Raw genomic sequence first — 18,727 nt, forward strand, 5'->3', positions numbered from 1 at the left:
GCTTTTTGGTTGTTATGGGTCAAGTCTCCGGCAGCGCCGTTGAAATAGCAATTGATAATGTTAAGGTCTCGGCTGTGAGAATTTCTCACAGTGAACGGTCCTAGCCGTGGAGATTTGATGTCCAGGCGCCTGCCCCCGCTGAACCCGCTGCGCGCCTTCGAAGCGACCGCACGGCATGGCTCGCTGACCAAGGCAGCGGTCGAGCTCAACGTCACCCACGGCGCGATCAGCCACCAGATCCGGGCGCTTGAAGCGACTCTCAAGGTCAAGCTTCTGGAGCGTGCCGGTTCGCGCCTCAAGCTCACCCCCCAAGGCGCCGAGCTTTTGCCCGCCGTATCGGGCGCTTTCGAAAGTATTGCGGCGGCCACCGCGCGAATGACCAGGCCGACGAGCTCGGGCAAGCTGACTGTAAGTTGCGTGCCGGCACTTCTGTCATTGTGGCTGGTGCCTAGGCTCGGCGGCTTCACCGCCCAGTATCCGGGCATCAGCCTTACGCTGAATGCGACCAACGATGCCCGCGATATCCATTCGCCCGACGTCGATGTCTGCCTGCTCTACGGCGACGGCCGGTGGAGCGATTGCTGGATGAAGAAGTGGTCGACACTGGAGCTCTTCCCGGTGGTCAGCCCGACGCTGATCAACAACCGTCCTATCCGCAGCGTGCGCGATCTCGCCGATCACGTGCTGCTGCACGCCGACGAAGGCCGGGAATGGCACACATGGCTGGCCGCCGCCGACGCGCTTGATATCAAGCCGGTGCAGCAGCACCGGATGGCTGGTGCAAGCCTCACCACCGAAGCCGCCGTGCACGGCCACGGCCTGGCTCTCGGCGACAGTGTCACGGCGAGCACACTGCTGGCCAAGGGACAGCTGGTCACGCCGTTCAATCTTTCGGTCCCTGCGGTCGATGCGTTCTACGTGGTGTGCCGCAACGAGGTGAGATCGGCGCCGATCGCCCAGGTGTTCATCGACTGGCTGTTTGCCCAGCGCGAGGAGCTTCCAGCACGCACCGAGCAGGCCGTTACAGGCCAGATCAGCATCCGCAAGAGACGCGCGCAAAAACCGGTGGCAGTTGGCTAGGAACTGCCGATGTAACCGATAGGGCCAGGGTTGCTTTTTTCTCGTCTGCAGCTTGATCGCCCGCGCACTATATCTCAAAGCTGTCAACGAGGTCGCGCCTGCGCGGCGGGCGTGTATCGGGAGGAATGAAGCGGCATGGCCAGGACCGACATCGCACGACGGGTGTACAACCACACCTGGAAGCTCGATCCGATCGTGCGGTCCCTGCTCGACACGGACTTCTACAAGCTTTTGATGCTGCAAATGATCTGGGGCATGCACCCCAAGGTCGACGCCACCTTCTCGCTGATCAACCGCGCGACTTCGGTCAAGCTGGCCGAAGAGATCGACGAGGGCGAATTGCGCGAGCAGCTCGACCACGCCCGCACCCTGCGCTTCTCCAAAAAGGAGATGATCTGGCTCGGCGGCAACAATTTCTATGGCCGCAAGCAGATCTTCGAGCCGGAATTCCTGGCCTGGCTCGAAAACTTCCAGCTGCCGCCCTATGAGCTCGAAAAGCGCGACGGCCAGTATGAGCTGACCTTCGCCGGCCCTTGGGTCCTGACCTCGATGTGGGAAATTCCCGCACTCGCCATCATCAACGAGCTGCGCTCGCGCTCGGTGATGAAAGCCTTCGGCCCCTTCGCGCTCGATGTTCTTTATGCCCGCGCCAAGGCCAAGATGTGGGACAAGACCGAGCGGCTGAAGATGCTGCCCGACATCAAGATCTCCGACTTCGGCACGCGCCGCAGGCATTCATTCCTGTGGCAGCGCTGGTGCGTCGAAGCGCTCAAGGAGGGCATCGGCGAGGCCTTTACCGGCACGTCCAACGTGCTTTTGGCCATGGACACCGACCTCGAAGCGCTCGGCACCAACGCCCATGAGCTGCCGATGGTCTATGCCGCACTCGCCAACAGTGAAGACGAGCTCAAGCAGTCGCCCTACAAGGTGCTGCGCGACTGGCAGCGCTATTATGGTGGCAACCTCTTGATCGTCTTGCCCGACGCCTTCGGCACCGCGGCCTTCCTGCGTGACGCACCCGACTGGGTCGCCGACTGGACCGGCTTCCGCCCCGACAGCGCGCCGCCGATCGAAGGCGGCGAGCGCATCATCGAGTGGTGGCGCAAGAAGGGCCAGGACCCAAGCTCGAAGCTCCTGATCTTCTCCGACGGGCTCGATGTCGACACCATCATCGAGACCTACCGGCATTTCGAGGGCAAGGTGCGCATGTCCTTCGGCTGGGGCACCAATTTGACCAACGACTTCGAGGGCTGCGCGCCTGTGGAAACCGATCGGCTCAACGCCATTTCCCTGGTCTGCAAGGTCACCGAGGCCAATGGCCGACCGGCGGTCAAACTGTCGGACAACCCGGCCAAGGCCACCGGCGACAGACAAGAAATCGCCCGTTACCTCCGCATCTTCGGCGAAAAGGACCGGGTGGAACAGTTGGTGAAGGTGTAGGGCGGGGCTAGGTGCGGTGCCGCAAAGGTCTGTTGGGACCATGCCTGACGCCACTCTTCCCGCACGGGCAAGTCACAACAGCACTGGTATAACCATCCGACGCATGGCGGCGACGTCGGCCGCAGCAAGCAGCATGACGGCATTGCAAACACTGCCTGCACTCGCCCACGCCTCCGACCGCGGCCATGTCCTGATGCTGCCGACCGGGCATTACATAGCCGGCGCAGCATTGGCCGTGGCGGCATCTTTTGTGGTATTGGCGCTGGTGCCACCGGATCGGCTCGTCGCCTTCTGGCGCAGGCGTTTGCCACTCGGCTCGATCCCCGATCTGCGGCTCCCCGCCAGCCTGCTGTCTTTCGCCATCTTCGCGGCACTGGTCGTTGCCGGGATCTTCGGTAGCCGCGATCCACTGTCCAACCCGCTACCTCTGACCATCTGGACACTGCTTTGGGTCGGCCTCACCCTCGCGCAGGGCTTGTTCGGCAATCTCTGGCGATGGCTCAACCCGTGGTATGGCCCCTACCGCCTCATCAGGCGCGCATCGGGTTTCGCTGCGAGAGACGACAGTCCGCTGCGTCTGCCCGTGTGGGTCGGCTATTGGCCAGCCTTCATCCTGTTCTTCGGCTTCGCCTGGTTCGAGTTGATCGATCCCGCGCCCGACGACCCAGCGCGGCTAGCAATTGCCGCCGGAACCTACTGGCTGTTTTCGCTCATCGCCATGCTGGCATTCGGCTTCGAACGCTGGAGCCGTCAGGGCGAGTTCATCTCCGCCTTCTTCGCCATGATTGGGCGCTTCGGCATCGTCGATGGCAAGAACGACGGCGCGCGGCTGCGCCTTGCTTTGTGCTGGCCCGGCGCCAAGCTTTACGAAGCCGAAACGCTGCCGCCATCGGGCGCATTGTTCCTGCTGCTGACGCTTGCCTCGGTCTCCTTCGACGGTTTTTCCAAGACCTTCTTCTGGCTTGGCCTCAACGGCATCAACCCGCTCGAGCTGCCCGGCCGCACCGCCCTTGTCGCCACCAACAGCTTCGGCCTCGTGGCAATGTTCACGCTGCTCGCGACGGTCGCTCTGCTGGCAGTCCTGATCGGCGAAAGGCTTGTGCGCAGCACCCTGCCCTTGCAACAGGCGGCGGGGCTGTTTGTCTGGTCGATCGTGCCGATCGCGCTCGCCTATCATTTCTCGCACTATCTGACATCGCTCCTGGTCAATGGCCAGTATGCGCTTGTCGCCTTGTCGGACCCGTTCGCCCGAGGCTGGAACCTGTTCGGCACGGCCCATATGCCGGTCGAGGCCGGCATCGTCATGGGCGCGCATTCCGCCTGGCTTGTCTGGAACCTGCAGGCGGCAGCCATCGTCGGTGGCCATGTGCTGGCGGTGCTGCTCGCACATGTGCTCGCCTGGCGGTTGCACCCCTCCGCCACTAGCGCCTCGCTAAGCCAGTTGCCGCTTACCGTGCTGATGATCGGCTACACCGTTTTCGGCCTGTGGCTGCTCTCGACAGCCACTGCGGGATAGTGCAAATGCAGCTGGCTTTGACCTTGCGGAAGCCACTATTGCCACCTCCCGGGATTGGTGATCTAGTTTGTATACATGCGATTTTTCGCCGGTTTCTTGGATTCCGRGCGGAAGAGGCGCCGATCCGCACCATGGTTGGTCAAAAGACACGGCAAGGGGATAGGGCATGACTGACAGCAATCGCTTTTTCGATCTCGGCAAAACCGGCCTCACCCGCCGCACGGCGCTCAAGGGCATTGCCGCGGGCGCCGGCCTGATGGCAGCACCCGGTTTCGTGCGCTATTCGCAGGCACAGTCGTCAGCGCCGATCAAGATCGGCTTCCAGGCCCACCGCACCGGCATTGGTGCTGCCTATGGCCGCTGGTATGAGAAGACCACCAACGCTGCGGTCAAGCTGATCAACGACGCCGGCGGCATCAATGGCCGCCCGATCGAGATCATCGTCGAGGATGACGGCACCGACCCCAAGCGCGGCGCTGAAGTGGTCGGAAAATTCGCCTCCCAGCACAAGACCGACATCGTTTTCGGCACACTTTTCAGCCATGTCGTCGTCGGCTCCGCGCCGACCGCCGGCGAGCTCAAGATCCCCTATTATGTGGTCAGCGAGGGCTACCACGTCGCCTCGGGCAAGCTGAACCGCTGGGTCTTCCAGCCCGGCATCACCGACGTGCGCGCCCAGGTCACTTCGGTTGCACCCTGGGTTGCTGCCAATCTCGGCAAGAAAGTGACGATGATCTATCCGGATTATGCCTTCGGATACGACCACCGCGACTATTTCGCGCCCGCCATCAAGGCGCAGGGCGGCGAGGTGGTGGCGCAAATCCCGATCCCGCCGACCGAAAGCTCTTTCACCAAATATTTGCCGCAGATCCCTGCCGACACCGAGGTGTTGTACCATGTCATGGTCGGCCCCGGCGTGCTTACCTTCGTCAAGGAACTCGGCGAATTCTACGGTTCGAACAAGCCGCAGCTGTTCGGCTTCATCGATTCGCTCGAGGCCGTCGACATCAACAGCCCCGGCCTCGAATTTCTCGACGGCAGCCATTTCTGGGAGGGCTCGCCGCGCTATGCCCAGGCCAATGACAGCGAAGCCCAAAAGGCCTATCGCAAGGCCGTCGGCATCGACGACAATGGCGCGTCGGTCAGCGACCCCAAGGACGTTTCGACCGCCGCCCACATGTTCGGCTGCTGGGAAACGCTCTATGTCATCAAAAAGGCGATGGAGGATTCGGGCTACAGGGGACCGGAGGATCGCGCCAAGCTGGTCGAGGCGACCGAGGCACTGACCGAATTCAAGGAAGGCCCCGAGCACCCGCAAGGCGACAAGATCTTCAACGGCAAGATCCACCAGGTCTTCGGCCACCAGAACATCTCCAAGGTCGAAAGCGGCAAGCTCAAGGTCGTCCACCGGACAGCGATCGAAGACGGCATGTACAAGCCCGAGGCGGACTACACGACACAGCCGCTGTGAATTGAAGATGCCATTGCTGGTGCCGCCCCTCATCCCCCTACCGGGACCTTCTCCCCGTAGAACGGGGAGAAGGAGGATGGCCGCAACGCCGACGCCCCCCTCGCCCCATTTACGTGGAGAGGGTGAGGGGCAGCGCCACCCCTGCCAGACGATCATCACCTGAATGTCCTTCTTCCCTCACCTCCTGCTTGCCACTCTCGAAGGCCTCGTCACCTCGGCCGTGCTGGCGCTGACAGCGCTCGGACTGTCGCTGGTGTTCGGCGTCATGCGCATCGTCAATGTCGCCCATGGCGAGTTCTTCATGCTGGGCGCGGTGCTTGCATGGGCGATCACCACCACAATGACCGGCCACCCGGCGCTCGGCTTCGCGGTCGCGCTGGTGGTGTCGCCGCTGATCGTCGGCGCCATCGCCTGGGTTGCCGAGCGGCTGGTGCTGCGCCGGCTCGAATACAATCCCGAAGCCACCATCGTTGCCACCATCGGCCTGCTCTACATCATCCAGCAACTGGCCCTCACCTTCTACGGGCCCGAGGCACGGCCGGTAGCGCCGCCCTTCAACTACCGCATCCAGCTGCCGTGGTTCGGCTATTCCGGCTACAAGCTGTCGATCATCGCCGCCTCCGCGATTTTGCTGCTCGCCACCTGGTTCGTGCTGACCCGCACCCGGATCGGGCTCATCATGCGGGCAACCCAATATGACCGCGAGACAGCACAAGCCTTCGGCATCCCGGTCGGGCGCGTCTATGGCGCGGTGTTCGCGCTTGGCGCCATGCTTGCGGCTGTTGCCGCCGTCCTGATCGTGCCGATCCAGCAGGCGCATTATCTGATGGGCCTCGACCCGCTGTTGTTGTCCTTCATCGTCGTCATCATCGGCGGGCTCGGCTCGCTGCGTGGGACGGTGGTGGCAGCCCTTCTGATCGGCGTTTCCGACGGCATCATTTCGGTGTTCTTTTCGCCGACATTGGCCAAGATCATTGCCACGCTCGTCGTTGCCCTGGTGCTGGTGTTCCGACCGCAAGGACTGTTTGGAACGGCACCGAAATGAACAGGGACGGGGCAACAGCCAAGGTCTACGGCTTGCATGTTGGCGTGGTGGCACTGCTGGTGGCGCTCAATTTCGTGCTTCCCGAATATCACCACGGCGTCCTTGCCCGCGTGCTGGTGCTCGCCGTCTTCGCCATGGGCTACAACATGCTGTTCGGCTATGTCGGGCTGCTCAGCCTCGGCCACGCCATGTTCTTTTCGGCCGGGCTCTATGGTGCCGGGCTGCCGCTCTACCATCTCGGCTGGGGCGTGCCGGCAGCCTTTGGCGCGGGCATTGCGGCGGGTCTTGTCGTGTCGCTGGTCGTCGGTCTCTTGGCGCTCAGAACAACCGGCGTCGCCTTCATGATCGTAACCATGATGTTCGCGCAGGTGTTTTATCTGACCACGCTCTATTTTGGCGAATGGACGCGCGGCGACGAAGGACTGGTGCTGCAACAGCAGACTCGACAGATCACGCTTGGCGCGCAAACGCTCGACCTGACCAACCCAACGACGCGCTACCTGATGGCAGTCACGCTGTTCGCGGCGGCGCTGTTTGCCACCGTCGCCATCGTCCGCTCACGCCACGGCCGGGTGCTCGTTGCCATCCGCGAGAACGAGGAACGGACAAGGATGCTCGGCTACGACACCTTCGCCAACAAATTGGCGGCGGTGGTCACTTCAGGAATGATCTGTGCCGCCGCGGGTGCCGCCTATGCTCTGCTGTTCGGCTATGTCGGCTCAACCTTCGCCTCGGTGCAGTATTCGATCCTGCCGCTGCTGTGGGTGCTGCTCGGCGGTGCCGCGACCACGCTCGGGCCGCTGATCGGCACGCTGTTCATGTATTATGTCATCGACATCGCCAGCAGCTATACCTCCGCCTACATGCTTGTCGTCGGCGCAATGCTGATCCTGCTCGTGCTCTATTTCCGCAAAGGCGTTCTCGGCACGGTGCGGGAGCGCTGGGTCAGGTGGCTGCCATGACGCCGCTTTTGACCACCAAGGGACTGTCGCGCCACTTCGGCGGCCTGCGCGCTGTTGACGATGTCGACTTTTCGCTCGATCCGGGCGAGATCCGCGCGGTCATCGGCCCCAATGGTGCCGGCAAGACGACATTCGTCAGTCTGGTCTGCGGCCGCTATGCACCGGACGCTGGAACCATCACCTTCGACGGCGAGGACATCACCAAAATGCCGGCGCATCTGAGGGTGCGGCGAGGCATCGCCTACACGTTTCAGATCACCAGCGTATTCGCCAATCTCTCCGCCTACGACAATGTCGCCCTGCCGGTGCAGCGGACCCTGACCGACGGGCGTTCGCGCGGCGCGGTGCATCATGGTGCGATGGAGGCGCTCGAGCGCGTCGGACTTGCCAGCCGGGCACATGAGCAGGCCGGCACGCTTGCCTACGGCCACCAGCGGCTTTTGGAAGTGGCGATGGGGCTGGCACTCAAGCCACGGCTGCTGATCCTCGACGAACCGACGCAAGGTCTGTCGGACGGCGAGATCGATAACTTCATTGCCCTTGTGCGCGAGATCGCCAAGGACGCGACGGTGCTTCTGATCGAGCACAACATGCAAGTTGTGATGGAACTCGCAAAACGCATCACCGTGTTCAATTCAGGCAGGATACTGGCCGAAGGCGCGCCCGCCGAAATTCGCGCCAACACCGCCGTGCAGGACGCCTATCTAGGCACCGCGCCTGGGGGTGAGGCATGAGCGCTGCACTGAAGATATCAGGGCTCGACTGCTTCTATGGCGAGGTGCAGGTGCTGCATCGCCTCGACCTCGAACTGAACAAGGGCGAGGTGCTGTGCCTGCTTGGCCGCAACGGTGCCGGCAAGACAACGACGCTGAAGGCGATCATGGGGCTGGTGCCGGCCCGCGCCGGTTCGATAAGGCTCGGCGAGCGTGACTTGACCGAGTTGCCCGCCCATGACGTGCCGAAAGCCGGCGTCGCCTATGTACCGCAAGGACGGCGACTGTTCGCCGAACTGACGGTCGCCGAAAACATCGAGATCGGCCTGATGGCCCGAAACAAGGGCAATTCGGTGCGCGAGGGCGTGCTCGAGTTGTTTCCGCTGCTGCGCGACCGGCTGAAGCAGCGTTCGGGCACTCTCTCGGGTGGCGAGCAGCAGATGCTGGCGATGGCACGCGCGCTGTGCCTCGAACCCGAGGTGCTGCTGCTCGACGAACCGACCGAAGGCCTGATGCCGTCGATGATCGCCAAGATCCGCGAGACGGTGGTCGGGCTGCGAGGGCGCGGCGTGTCGACCATCCTTGTCGAACAGCGCGTCGAGGCGGTTTTGTCCATCGCCGACCGCGTCGCCTTCATCGAAAACGGCCGCAACCGCGAGACAGTCGATGTCGCGCGGCTGCGGGATGACCCGACGCTGGTGCGCCGTTATGTCGGCGTCGGCTAGCCGAAGAAAACAAACCCAGCGATGAGGAAGGTCGGGATCAGCACCGCGCCTGACCACAGCATGTAGCCGAAGAAGCCCGGCATGTTGACGCCGCGCTCGCGTGCGATGGCGTAGACCATGAAATTCGGCGCGTTGCCGATATAGGTGTTGGCGCCCATGAACACCGCGCCCGCCGAGATCGCCGCCAGTGTGCTGGCGAGTTGGGTCATCAAGACCTTGGGGTCGCCTCCGGCCAGTTCGAAAAACACCAGATAGGTCGGGGCATTGTCGAGGAAGGACGAAAGCAGTCCGGTCAGCCAGAAATAGGCGAGATCGTTGGGCGCACCCGAAGGAGTTGTGACCAGCGACACCAGCGGCGCCAGGGCGCCGTCGAGCCCGGCACGCAGGATGGCGATCACCGGTACGATGCAGATGAAAATCGCGGCAAACAGCTTTGCCACTTCGAGGATCGGCCCCCAGGAAAAACCGTTGGCTGAGCGATATTCCTTGCGGGTGACGGCCAGCGAGACGAAGGCCAGCACCAGGATGATGGCGTCCCGCACGAGGTTCTGCAATTCGACCGAAACACCCTGGATGGTGAAGGTGATCCCGGGCTTCCACGACGCAGACAACAGGATGGCGGCGATGACGCCTGCCAGCAGCGCGATGTTGGCTACGCCGCGGATACGGACCTTCGAATGCGGCGTCGGATCCTTGATCTTGGGCTGGCCTTGCTCGCGGCTGTGGAAATACCAATCAACTGCCAGGAAAGCGGCAAGCACGATGCCGCCGACAAGCAGCGTCTCTCGCCAGAGATGGGCCGTGGTCCAGAAGAAATCGACGCCGCGCAGGAAGCCGACGAACAGCGGCGGGTCTCCGAGCGGGGTCAGCGAGCCGCCGATGTTGGACACCAGAAAAATGAAGAAGACGACGACGTGGGCGTTGAAGCGCCGGTTGTCGTTGGCCCGGATGACGGGACGGATCATGATCATCGAGGCACCAGTGGTGCCGACAACCGAGGCCAGGAGCGCGCCGATCAGCAGCAGTCCGGCATTGACCAAAGGCGTGCCCTGGATATTGCCGGCGACCAGAACGCCGCCCGATATGGTGAACAGCCCGAACAGCAGGATGATGAAGGACATGTATTCAAGCAGGAGCGTATGAAGCACCGCCTCTGCCGAGACATCCAAGCCGAAAAACAGCGCCATCGGCACGATAACGAGTGCTGCCCAAACAGCTGAGATCTTGCCGTAGTGATGCTCCCAGACATGCGGATAAAGCAGCGGACCGGTGGCGATGGACAGCAGCAAGCCGGCAAAGGGCAGCGCCCACCACAATGACATGGCTGCCCCTGGCAACCCCTCTTCGGCGGCAAAGGCCGAACCAACACTCAACAACACACCCGCCAGCGCCACAGGCACTGCCGCAAAACGCGAGAAATTCATCCGGTCCCCTCAACACCGGCCTTGGGCCAGTCAATTCAAACTGCTGCTCGCCGTTTAGACGAGCGTCACGCCTGCGTCGCGCATCTTGCCGATCATCGTTTCGAGCGAACCGCCGAGATCGATGGCGCGGCAGCCGTCGAGCCGCACCGTGGTGGCAAAGCCATGTTTGACCGCATCGATCGCGGAATAGGCAACACAGAAATCGGTGGCCAGCCCAACCAGCGTGATTTCGCCGATGCCACGCTCGCGCAGATAGCCAGCGAGGCCGGTCGGCGTCAGATAGTCGTTCTCGAAGAAAGCCGAATAGCTGTCGATGCCGAGGCGAAAACCCTTGCGCACCACAAGCTCGGCCTTGGCCCAGGCGAGGCCGGAATGGAAGTCGGAACCGCGGCTACCCTGGATGCAGTGGTCGGGCCACAGCGTCTGGGTACCGTAAGGCATGTCGATGCTTTCGAACGGCTGTTTGCCCTGATGGCTGGAGGCGAAACTCGAATGGCCGGCCGGGTGCCAGTCCTGGGTCAGCAGGACGTGCTCGGTGTTGCGGATGAGGTCGTTGACCAGCGGAATGATCTCGTCGCCGCCTGACACGGCAAGCGCGCCGCCGGGGCAAAAGTCGTTCTGCAGATCGATGACGATGAGCGCGTCGGTGGCCATGGAGCCTCCATCAGGCTGGTTTTTCGGGCCGCCGAAACTGGGTCAGATGGAAGCGCGCGTCAACCTGCAACTTGGACAGGGTGGCTGCCCGCAACATGCAATCCGGGCTTTGACAAAAGGCCGCAGCGAGCTATCATTTGCATGCGAATGATTTTGTCCGGCGGCCAGCCGGGAGGCATTGCGTGATCCGTTACGCGAAACCCAAAACACTCGACGAAGCGCTCGCGCTGCTCAGCGAAGGGTCCTGGCGAATTCTGGCCGGCGCCACCGATTTTTACCCCGCCCTCGGAAACCGCCCGCTTTTCGAAGACGTGCTCGACATCAATGGCCTGGCCGAACTGCGCGGCATCGCCGAAAGCGAAAGCCATTTCAGCATCGGCGCACGCACAAGCTGGACCGAGGTCCTGAAGGCACAGCTTCCGCCGGCCTTCGACGCGTTGAAACAGGCGGCGCGCGAAATCGGCTCGATCCAGATCCAGAATGTGGCGTCCGTGGCCGGCAACATCTGCAACGCTTCGCCTGCGGCGGACGGTGTGCCACCTCTGCTCATCCTCGACGCCGAGGTGGAACTGAGGGCGCGGCACGAAATTCGGCTGCTACCGCTTGGCGAATTCATCACCGGCAACCGCAAGACGAGGCTGCGCCAGGACGAGATGGTGACGGCGCTGCGCATCCCCAAGGCTTCGGCTGCGGGGCATTCGGCCTTCGTCAAACTCGGCGCGCGGCGCTATCTCGTCATTTCGATCGCGATGACAGCAGCGCGGATCGCGCTCGACACCGATGGGCGGATTACCATGGCCGCAGTTGCAGTGGGTTCGTGCTCGGCGGTGGCGCAGCGGCTTCATGAGCTGGAGGCAGCACTTGCCGGTCATCAGGCGGATGAAATAGCCGGGATCGTCAACGACGCTGAACTGACGGAGCTGTCACCTATCGACGACGTCCGCGGCAGTGCCGAGTATCGGCGCGTGGCAGCGCGCGAGATCGTTACGCGCGCGCTGCTGCAGGCGGCCTACGGCTCTCAGAAACGGGTGGCCGCATGAAAACCGACCGCGCGCCGATCAGCTTCACTGTCAACGGCGCGCCGGTTTCGGTTTCGGCGGCACCGATGCGGCGGCTGTCGTCCATCCTGCGCGACGACCTGAAGCTGACCGGCACCAAGGTGGGTTGCGATGCCGGCGACTGCGGTGCCTGCACAGTGTTGCTCGACGGCGAGCCGGTCTGCGCCTGCCTGTTGCCGGTCGCCTCGGTGGAAGGCGCTTCGGTCCGCACCGTGGAGGGGCTCAGCCACGGCGGCCTGTCCGCTCTGCAGGCATCGTTCCTGGCGCATGGCGCGGCCCAATGCGGCATCTGCACGCCAGGCCTGCTGGTGACCGCGACCGCGCTTCTGGAACGCAATGCACGGCCAAGCGAGGCCGAGGTGCAGGACGCGCTCGGCGGGATTTTGTGCCGCTGCACGGGCTACCGCAAGATTGTTCAGGCGGTGATGGGGGCGCATGAGCACGTCACGCCCCTCGATTTCCGCCTTCCACCCGCAGGCCGGGCCGTTGGCGCTTCTCCTGTCAGGCTCGACGGCGTGCCGAAGGTGACGGGCACGGAAAAATTCGGCGGCGATGCATTTCCCGCTGATGCGCTTGTGGTGTTGGTCGTCCGCTCGCCGCATCACCACGCGGCATTCTCGTTCGGCGATCTCGACGCCTATGTCACCGACAATGCCGGGGTCGTTGCAGTTTTCACCGCCACGGATATCCCGGGCATCAACAGTTTCGGCGTGATCCCGCCCTTCGCCGACCAGCCGGCGCTGGCCGAGGGCGAGGCGCGGTTCCGTGGCGAGGCGGTGGCGCTGGTCGCCTGCGAGAATTGGGCCGCTCGCGAGCTTGATCTCGCAAAATTCCCGGTGCGATGGAGCGAGCTACCGGCCTTGATGGAGCCTGCCGAGGCGGTGGCAGCGGGCGCGAACCTGGTCCATGCCGCCCGCCCAGGCAACGTTCTGGTGCGTGGATTGGTCGAGCGCGGCGAGCCTGAGGCGGCGCTGGAAAATGCCGCCTGCGTCGTCTCCGGCAGCATCGAGACATCTTATGTCGAACACGCCTATATCGAACCTGAAGCCGGCCATGCCTTTGTCGATGGCGACACGCTGACCGTTATTGCATGCACACAAGCACCACATCTCGACCGCGACGACACGGCACGAATATTGGGTCTGGCACCGGACAAGGTGCGCATCGTGCCGACGGCAACCGGCGGCGGCTTCGGGTCGAAGATCGATCTGTCGCTGCAGCCACTGATCGGGCTCGTCGCGCTGAAAACCGGCCGGCCGGCCGCACTCGCCTATAGCCGCAATGAATCGATGGCATCGACCACCAAGCGCCATCCGGCATCGATGCAGGCGACCATCGGGGCCGACGCCGACGGCACCATCCGCGGCATGGTTTTTTCAGGAGAGTTCAACACCGGCGCCTATGCCAGTTTCGGGCCGACCGTCGCCAACCGCGTGCCGGTCCATGCGTCAGGGCCCTACGTCACGCCGAACTACAGGGCCACCGCCCGCGCCGTCCACACCAACGGGCCGGTGTCGGGAGCCTTCCGCGGTTTTGGGGTACCGCAAGCGACGCTGATGCAAGAGACGCTGTATGACGAACTGGCCAACAAGCTCGGCATAGACCGGCTGCAGCTTCGTCTGAAGAACGCACTTCGGAACGGCTCCGAAACGGTGACGGGGCACATACTTGAAGCCGGCGTTGGCATTGGCGAATGCCTTGGAGTATTGACCTCGCATTGGGCGCGCGCGCTGGCCGACGCGGACAAATTCAACGCAGCCAATCCAGGCAAAAAGCGCGGCGTCGGCATCGCCTCGTGCTGGTATGGCTGCGGTAACACCTCCTTGCCCAATCCCTCGATGATCAAGCTCGGCATCGCGCCCGACGGCAAGGTTTTGCTGCATCAGGGCGCCGTCGACATCGGCCAGGGCTCGAACACTGTCATCGCCCAGATCGCTGCCGACGCGCTTGGCCTGCCGCTGTCGGATTTCGTGCTGCGCAGTGCCGATACGGCGATCACGCCCGATGCCGGCAAGACCTCGGCCTCGCGCCAGACCTATGTGTCAGGCAAGGCTGCCGAGAAGGCAGCCCGGGCATTGCGCGAAAAGATTCTGCGCTTCGCCAATGTCTCGCCCGAGGCATCGCTGCAGCTGGAAAACGGTCTGCTGCTGGTGCATGAGGGTGGCGAGCGCCGCCGCATCGATCTCGCGCTGCTTGAGCCCGACACAGACGGCCTCGTTTTCACGGCGGAGGAAAGCTACGACCCTCCGACGGAGCCGCTCGACGCCAAGGGCCAAGGCAAGCCCTATGCGGTCTATGGTTATGGCGCCCAGATCGCCGAGCTTGAGGTCGACCTCGCTCTTGGCACAGTGAAATTGGTCAAGATCACAGCAGCACATGACGTCGGCAAGGCGATCAATCCGCTGCTAGCCGAAGGCCAGATCGAAGGCGGCATCGCCCAGGGCATCGGCATGGCGCTSATGGAGGAATACATCCCCGGCAGGACGGAGAACCTGCACGACTATCTGATCCCGACCATCGGCGACGTGCCGCCGATCGAGACCATCCTCGTGGAAGTTCCGGACCCGGAAGGACCCTTTGGCGCCAAGGGTTTGGGCGAGCATGTGCTGATCCCGACGGCACCCGCCATCCTCAACGCCATCCGCCATGCAACAGGGATTCTGGTGACCAAGGTGCCGGCCACGCCCTCACGCATCCTGGCGGCAATCCGCGAGGCACAAGTGCTGCCATGAACGAGTTGTCCGAACGTTTCGAAACCCACGAAACCGGCGACAAGCAGGCAGGCGAAAAGCTGCGCTGCGATGCCTGCCCGGTCATGTGCTACATCGCCGAAGGGCGCACCGGCGCCTGCGACCGCTACGGCAATTACGGCGGCAGGATCGTGCGCTGCGACCCGGTGCGCGTGCTCGACTACGCGGTCGAAAGCGCCAATGCCGTGGTGCCGTTTGAAGGCGCGGCTTGGGACGGCGAGCTGGTCAACACCGGCCAGCGCTTCGTCACCGCCATCGGTGCTGGCACCACCTATCCCGACTACAAGCCGGCCCCCTTCATCGTCAGCCAGGAGGTGGAGGGCGTCGACCTCGTCACCGTGGTGACGGAGGGCATCTTTTCTTATTGCGGCGTCAAGGTGAAGATCGACACCGACCGGCATCTCGGCCCAGAAACGGCAACGGTGCGCGCTGGGGGCGAGGCGGTCGGCCATGTGACGACGGGCGAATATGGCTCGCAGATGCTGTCGCTGGGCGGGGTGCACCACCTGACTGGCGGGTCGAAGGCGGAAGGCCGAATGACCTGCGACACGCTGCTGAACCTGTGCAACCGCAAGCCGGTGGAGCTGACCATCGACGGCGGCGCCGTTGTCATCGTCGAGGCAGGCTACCCACCCGTCATCGACGGCACTGTCGAACAACGCATGCGTGTCGGCTGCGGTTCGGCGACCATCGGCATGTTCGCGCGGCAATGGCGCGGGCTCGTCGACGAAGTGGTCGTGGTGGACGATCATATCACCGGCGTCGTTTCCGAGCATCAGGCCGGTAAAGTGCTGGGTTGGGAAGACACAGGGATAAAAATCCTTGGCCGGCGCTCGACGCCCGGCCGCTACTTCAAGGTTTCGGAGCCAGGGCTGGGATGGGGCGGCACGAGCATCTCCGACCCGCTCGACATCCTCGGCGAGTGGAACGCCAGGAAAGGCGCGAGGCCCGGTCTCAGCCTGCTCATGGTTTCAACCACCGGCGAACAGTTCGCCTATTACGAACTCGGCGACGACCTCAGGCCGGTCGAGAAGGCATTTCCCGACCGGCTCAGGAAGTCGGTTGGGCTGATCGAGGATAATTGTGAGCCGGCTTTGTGTACGGTGTTGTTTGTTGGCGGCGCCGGCGGCAGCTTGCGTGCCGGCGTGACCGAAAACCCGGTCAATCTCACGCGTTCCGTGCAGGGCCTGAAGACCTATGTCACGGTCGGTGGTGCGCCTGTCTATGTCTGGCCGGGCGGCGGSATCACGSTGATGGYCKACGTGACCCGCGTGCCCGACAACGCCTTCGGCTATGTGCCGACGCCTGCGCTTGTTGCGCCGATCGAGTTCACCTTGCGCCGCGACGACTATCTGGCGCTCGGCGGCTACGGGGCCGAGATCAGGAGCGTTGACGACGTGCTCAGGCGCGGCGGCGAGTATTTCAACGAGCGGGCGACTGGACCGGCCCGGGCAGGCAATCCCTGGCCGCCGCTCGCGCAATTGCGCCGGACCGGCGGTTTGCCATGAATGGCCCGGACATCAACTGGCTTCCGGACGGGCACCGCCTGCATTTCAACCATGGGCCGATCGACCTGATCGTCGAGGCTTTCGGCGACAAGGATGAAGTGCGCGCCGCCTACCGGCAGGCCGCCGAACGTTTCCAGACCGTTCTTGGCGAACTCGTCGGCGAACTCACCGAACTTCGCCGGCCTGCTTCCAGCAAAGCGCGGCGGTTTGCAGGTCCGACTGCGCAGCGCATGGAGGCTGCTGTCACACCGCTCGCGCAAGATTTCATCACCCCGATGGCCGCAGTCGCCGGCGCGGTCGCGGATGAGATCATGGTCGCCATGGTTTCGGGGCGCTCGCTCGACCGTGCCTACATCAACAATGGCGGCGATATCGCCCTGCATATCGCGCCTGGCGAGCGAATTTCAGTGGCGATTGCTGGCACCGGGCAAGGCTTCGTCGACCGGCTGACCATCCACTACGAAGATCCGGTGCGCGGCATCGCCACCAGCGGCTGGCGCGGCCGCAGTTTTTCGCTCGGCATCGCTGATGCGGTGACCGTTCTGGCGGCGAATGGGGCAGCGGCGGACGCGGCAGCGACGCTCATCGCCAACGCGGTCGATTTGCCGGGGCACCAGGCAATCCAGCGCAAACCGGCGTGGGAACTGGCCCCAGACAGCGACCTCGGCGACAGGCTGGTCACAACAGGTGTCGGCGCGCTGTCCCCTAGAGATATCGATGCGGCGCTCGATGCCGGGCTCAGGGTCGCCGACACGTTCCGCCGGCAAGGGTTGATCCAGAGTGCCGCGCTGTTCCTTGCAGGTGAACACCGCGTCAGCGGCAAGTCGTTCGCGGCCATACCGGATATTTCGATGAGGGGGATGCCGATCCATGCCTGAATTTCCGATCCGCAAGATCACCGTGACGGTCGAAGAGATTTTCCATGATGGCGGCCCGGCAAAGGACGTGCCCCGGCGGCGCGCGGCGGCACTCGCGGTGGTGAAAAATCCGTTCGCAGGCCGCTATGTCGAAGAGCTGCAAAACGCGATGGAGGATTTGAAGCCGCTCGGGCTGATGCTGTCCGACCGGCTGATCAAAGCACTCGGCGGCGACCCGAAAGTCATCGACGGCTACGGCAAGGGCGCCATCGTGGGCTCCGCCGGCGAGCTCGAACATGGCGCTCTGTGGCATGTGCCCGGCGGCTACGCGATGCGCGAACGGCTCGGCGAAGCCAAGGCGATCGTGCCCTCGGCCAAGAAGGTGGGAGGTTTAGGTGCCCGGCTCGACGTGCCCATCGGCCACATCAACGCCGCCTATGTGCGCAGCCATTTCGACGCCATGGAAGTTGGATCGCCCGACGGGCCAAGGCCCGACGAAATCGTCTTCGCCTTGGTGATGACCTGCGGACCCCGCATCCACGATCGCATGGGCGGTTTGAGCGCCGCCGACATCAAGGCCTGGGATGGCCTGCGATGAAGCAGGACGCAGCCTACCATCTGCAGGAGCAGATAGGCTTCATCTTGCGCAAGGCGCATCAGCGTCATGTCGCGATCTTCGCCACCCATATCGGTGACCTGACCCCGCCGCAATTCGCGGCACTGGCCAAGCTGCATGATGTCGGCGAGACCTCGCAGAACCAGCTTGGCACGCTGATCGCCATGGATGGGGCGACCGTCAAGGGTGTGATCGACCGTCTGCACGCACGCGGCCTTGTGCAACTGGCCAAGCATGAGGCCGACAAGCGGCGCTTGATGGTCCGCCTGACCGACGAGGGCCGGCGCTTGGTGGAAGAGCTTGTGCCCCTGGCACAGACGATCACAGAGGAAACGCTGTCTCCCCTGTCGRCCAAGGACGCGGCGATGTTGCTGGAGCTGCTTTCGAAGATAAGCTGAGGCAGTAGGTCAATCTACTGCCCTACTGCCCTATTCCCTTACTGCCCCAATCTCAGCCGACGAAAGCGCGCTCGACGACGAAGGTGCCCGGCTCGTTGAGCGAGCCTTCGACGAAGCCGAGGCTTTCGGCCAGTTCCTTGACGTCCTTGAGCATGTGCATCGAGCCGCAGATCATGATGCGGTCGGTGGCCGGGTCGAGCTTTTCAATGCCGAGATCGGAATAGAACTTGCCCGACGAGATGAGTGCTGTGATGCGGCCCATGCGCTCGGAGGTTTCGCGCGTCGTCGAGTTGTAGAGCGTGACGCGACCATGGGTCAGCTCGCCGATCAGTGGATCGTTTTCGAGATTGGCGACCAGCTCCTGGCCATAGGCCAGCTCGGCGACATCGCGGCAGGTGTGGGTGAGCACGACATGCTCGTAGCGCTCATAGGTGTCTGGGTCGCGCAACAGGCTGGCGAAGGGCGCGATGCCGGTGCCGGTCGAGATCATGAACAGGCGCTTGCCCGGGG

The 18,727-nt window shown here is 63.5% G+C and carries 17 protein-coding genes; 14 read left to right on the plus strand and 3 right to left on the minus strand.

Features of this window, described 5'->3' with window-relative positions:
* Window positions 1-117: 117 nt before the first annotated feature.
* The 8 genes from gcvA to AC1DWF_RS20915 all read left to right on the plus strand — a co-directional run bounded on the left by gcvA (window position 118) and on the right by AC1DWF_RS20915 (window position 8,952).
* On the plus strand, window positions 118-1,080 hold the full coding sequence (gene gcvA, locus AC1DWF_RS20880; RefSeq protein ID WP_476781428.1) for a transcriptional regulator GcvA: 963 nt from the start codon (window positions 118-120) through the stop codon (window positions 1,078-1,080).
* Window positions 1,081-1,215: 135 nt separating this feature from the next.
* Window positions 1,216-2,520, plus strand: a complete 1,305-nt coding sequence (pncB, locus tag AC1DWF_RS20885; RefSeq protein ID WP_476781429.1) for a nicotinate phosphoribosyltransferase — start codon at window positions 1,216-1,218, stop codon at window positions 2,518-2,520.
* 133 nt (window positions 2,521-2,653) lie between these two features.
* On the plus strand, window positions 2,654-4,036 hold the full coding sequence (locus AC1DWF_RS20890; protein WP_476781430.1) for a hypothetical protein: 1,383 nt from the start codon (window positions 2,654-2,656) through the stop codon (window positions 4,034-4,036).
* Between the two features lie 166 nt (window positions 4,037-4,202).
* Window positions 4,203-5,507 (plus strand): ABC transporter substrate-binding protein, encoded by a 1,305-nt coding sequence (locus AC1DWF_RS20895; RefSeq protein ID WP_476781431.1) that lies wholly within the window; start codon window positions 4,203-4,205, stop codon window positions 5,505-5,507.
* Between the two features lie 163 nt (window positions 5,508-5,670).
* Window positions 5,671-6,552: a branched-chain amino acid ABC transporter permease gene (locus AC1DWF_RS20900; RefSeq protein ID WP_476781432.1), complete on the plus strand. Its 882-nt coding sequence runs from the start codon at window positions 5,671-5,673 to the stop codon at window positions 6,550-6,552.
* Window positions 6,549-7,514, plus strand: a complete 966-nt coding sequence (locus AC1DWF_RS20905) for a branched-chain amino acid ABC transporter permease (RefSeq protein ID WP_476781433.1) — start codon at window positions 6,549-6,551, stop codon at window positions 7,512-7,514. The genes AC1DWF_RS20900 and AC1DWF_RS20905 overlap by 4 nt, the downstream gene beginning before the upstream one ends.
* Window positions 7,511-8,248 carry an ABC transporter ATP-binding protein gene (locus AC1DWF_RS20910; RefSeq protein WP_476781434.1) on the plus strand — a complete coding sequence of 246 codons (738 nt, stop codon included), beginning with the start codon at window positions 7,511-7,513 and terminating at the stop codon, window positions 8,246-8,248. Before AC1DWF_RS20905 ends, AC1DWF_RS20910 begins: the two co-directional genes overlap by 4 nt.
* Window positions 8,245-8,952 carry an ABC transporter ATP-binding protein gene (locus AC1DWF_RS20915; protein WP_476781435.1) on the plus strand — a complete coding sequence of 236 codons (708 nt, stop codon included), beginning with the start codon at window positions 8,245-8,247 and terminating at the stop codon, window positions 8,950-8,952. Before AC1DWF_RS20910 ends, AC1DWF_RS20915 begins: the two co-directional genes overlap by 4 nt.
* On the opposite strand, the gene AC1DWF_RS20920 is transcribed toward AC1DWF_RS20915, so the two are convergent.
* Both AC1DWF_RS20920 and pncA read right to left on the minus strand, forming a co-directional pair.
* Window positions 8,949-10,376, minus strand: coding sequence for a sodium:proton antiporter (locus AC1DWF_RS20920; RefSeq protein WP_476781436.1), 1,428 nt, complete (start codon window positions 10,374-10,376; stop codon window positions 8,949-8,951). The genes AC1DWF_RS20915 and AC1DWF_RS20920 overlap by 4 nt on opposite strands.
* Before the next feature lie 54 nt (window positions 10,377-10,430).
* The gene (pncA, locus tag AC1DWF_RS20925; protein ID WP_476781437.1) at window positions 10,431-11,030 is read right to left on the minus strand and encodes a bifunctional nicotinamidase/pyrazinamidase; all 600 of its coding nucleotides are present in this window, start codon (window positions 11,028-11,030) and stop codon (window positions 10,431-10,433) included.
* Window positions 11,031-11,212: 182 nt separating this feature from the next.
* Here pncA and AC1DWF_RS20930 point away from each other — a divergent pair, with 182 nt between their 5' ends.
* The 6 genes from AC1DWF_RS20930 to AC1DWF_RS20955 are packed head-to-tail and all read left to right on the plus strand — an operon-like array spanning window position 11,213 to window position 18,217.
* Window positions 11,213-12,070, plus strand: a complete 858-nt coding sequence (locus AC1DWF_RS20930; RefSeq protein WP_476781438.1) for an FAD binding domain-containing protein — start codon at window positions 11,213-11,215, stop codon at window positions 12,068-12,070.
* Window positions 12,067-14,820: a molybdopterin-dependent oxidoreductase gene (locus AC1DWF_RS20935; RefSeq protein ID WP_476788264.1), complete on the plus strand. Its 2,754-nt coding sequence runs from the start codon at window positions 12,067-12,069 to the stop codon at window positions 14,818-14,820. Before AC1DWF_RS20930 ends, AC1DWF_RS20935 begins: the two co-directional genes overlap by 4 nt.
* On the plus strand, window positions 14,817-16,346 hold the full coding sequence (locus AC1DWF_RS20940; protein WP_476842014.1) for a 6-hydroxynicotinate reductase: 1,530 nt from the start codon (window positions 14,817-14,819) through the stop codon (window positions 16,344-16,346). Before AC1DWF_RS20935 ends, AC1DWF_RS20940 begins: the two co-directional genes overlap by 4 nt.
* On the plus strand, window positions 16,343-17,224 hold the full coding sequence (locus tag AC1DWF_RS20945; protein WP_476784234.1) for a UPF0280 family protein: 882 nt from the start codon (window positions 16,343-16,345) through the stop codon (window positions 17,222-17,224). Before AC1DWF_RS20940 ends, AC1DWF_RS20945 begins: the two co-directional genes overlap by 4 nt.
* Window positions 17,217-17,801: an amino acid synthesis family protein gene (locus tag AC1DWF_RS20950; protein WP_476784235.1), complete on the plus strand. Its 585-nt coding sequence runs from the start codon at window positions 17,217-17,219 to the stop codon at window positions 17,799-17,801. The genes AC1DWF_RS20945 and AC1DWF_RS20950 overlap by 8 nt, the downstream gene beginning before the upstream one ends.
* Entirely contained in the window at window positions 17,798-18,217 is a 420-nt protein-coding gene (locus AC1DWF_RS20955) for a MarR family winged helix-turn-helix transcriptional regulator (RefSeq protein WP_476842015.1), read from the plus strand. Before AC1DWF_RS20950 ends, AC1DWF_RS20955 begins: the two co-directional genes overlap by 4 nt.
* 52 nt (window positions 18,218-18,269) lie before the next feature.
* Here the strand turns inward: AC1DWF_RS20955 and AC1DWF_RS20960 are convergent.
* Window positions 18,270-18,727: ferredoxin reductase domain-containing protein (locus AC1DWF_RS20960; RefSeq protein WP_476842016.1), on the minus strand; the 458-nt coding region annotated here is incomplete at its 5' end.

This window comes from Aminobacter sp. P4_D5 (assembly GCF_056401815.1).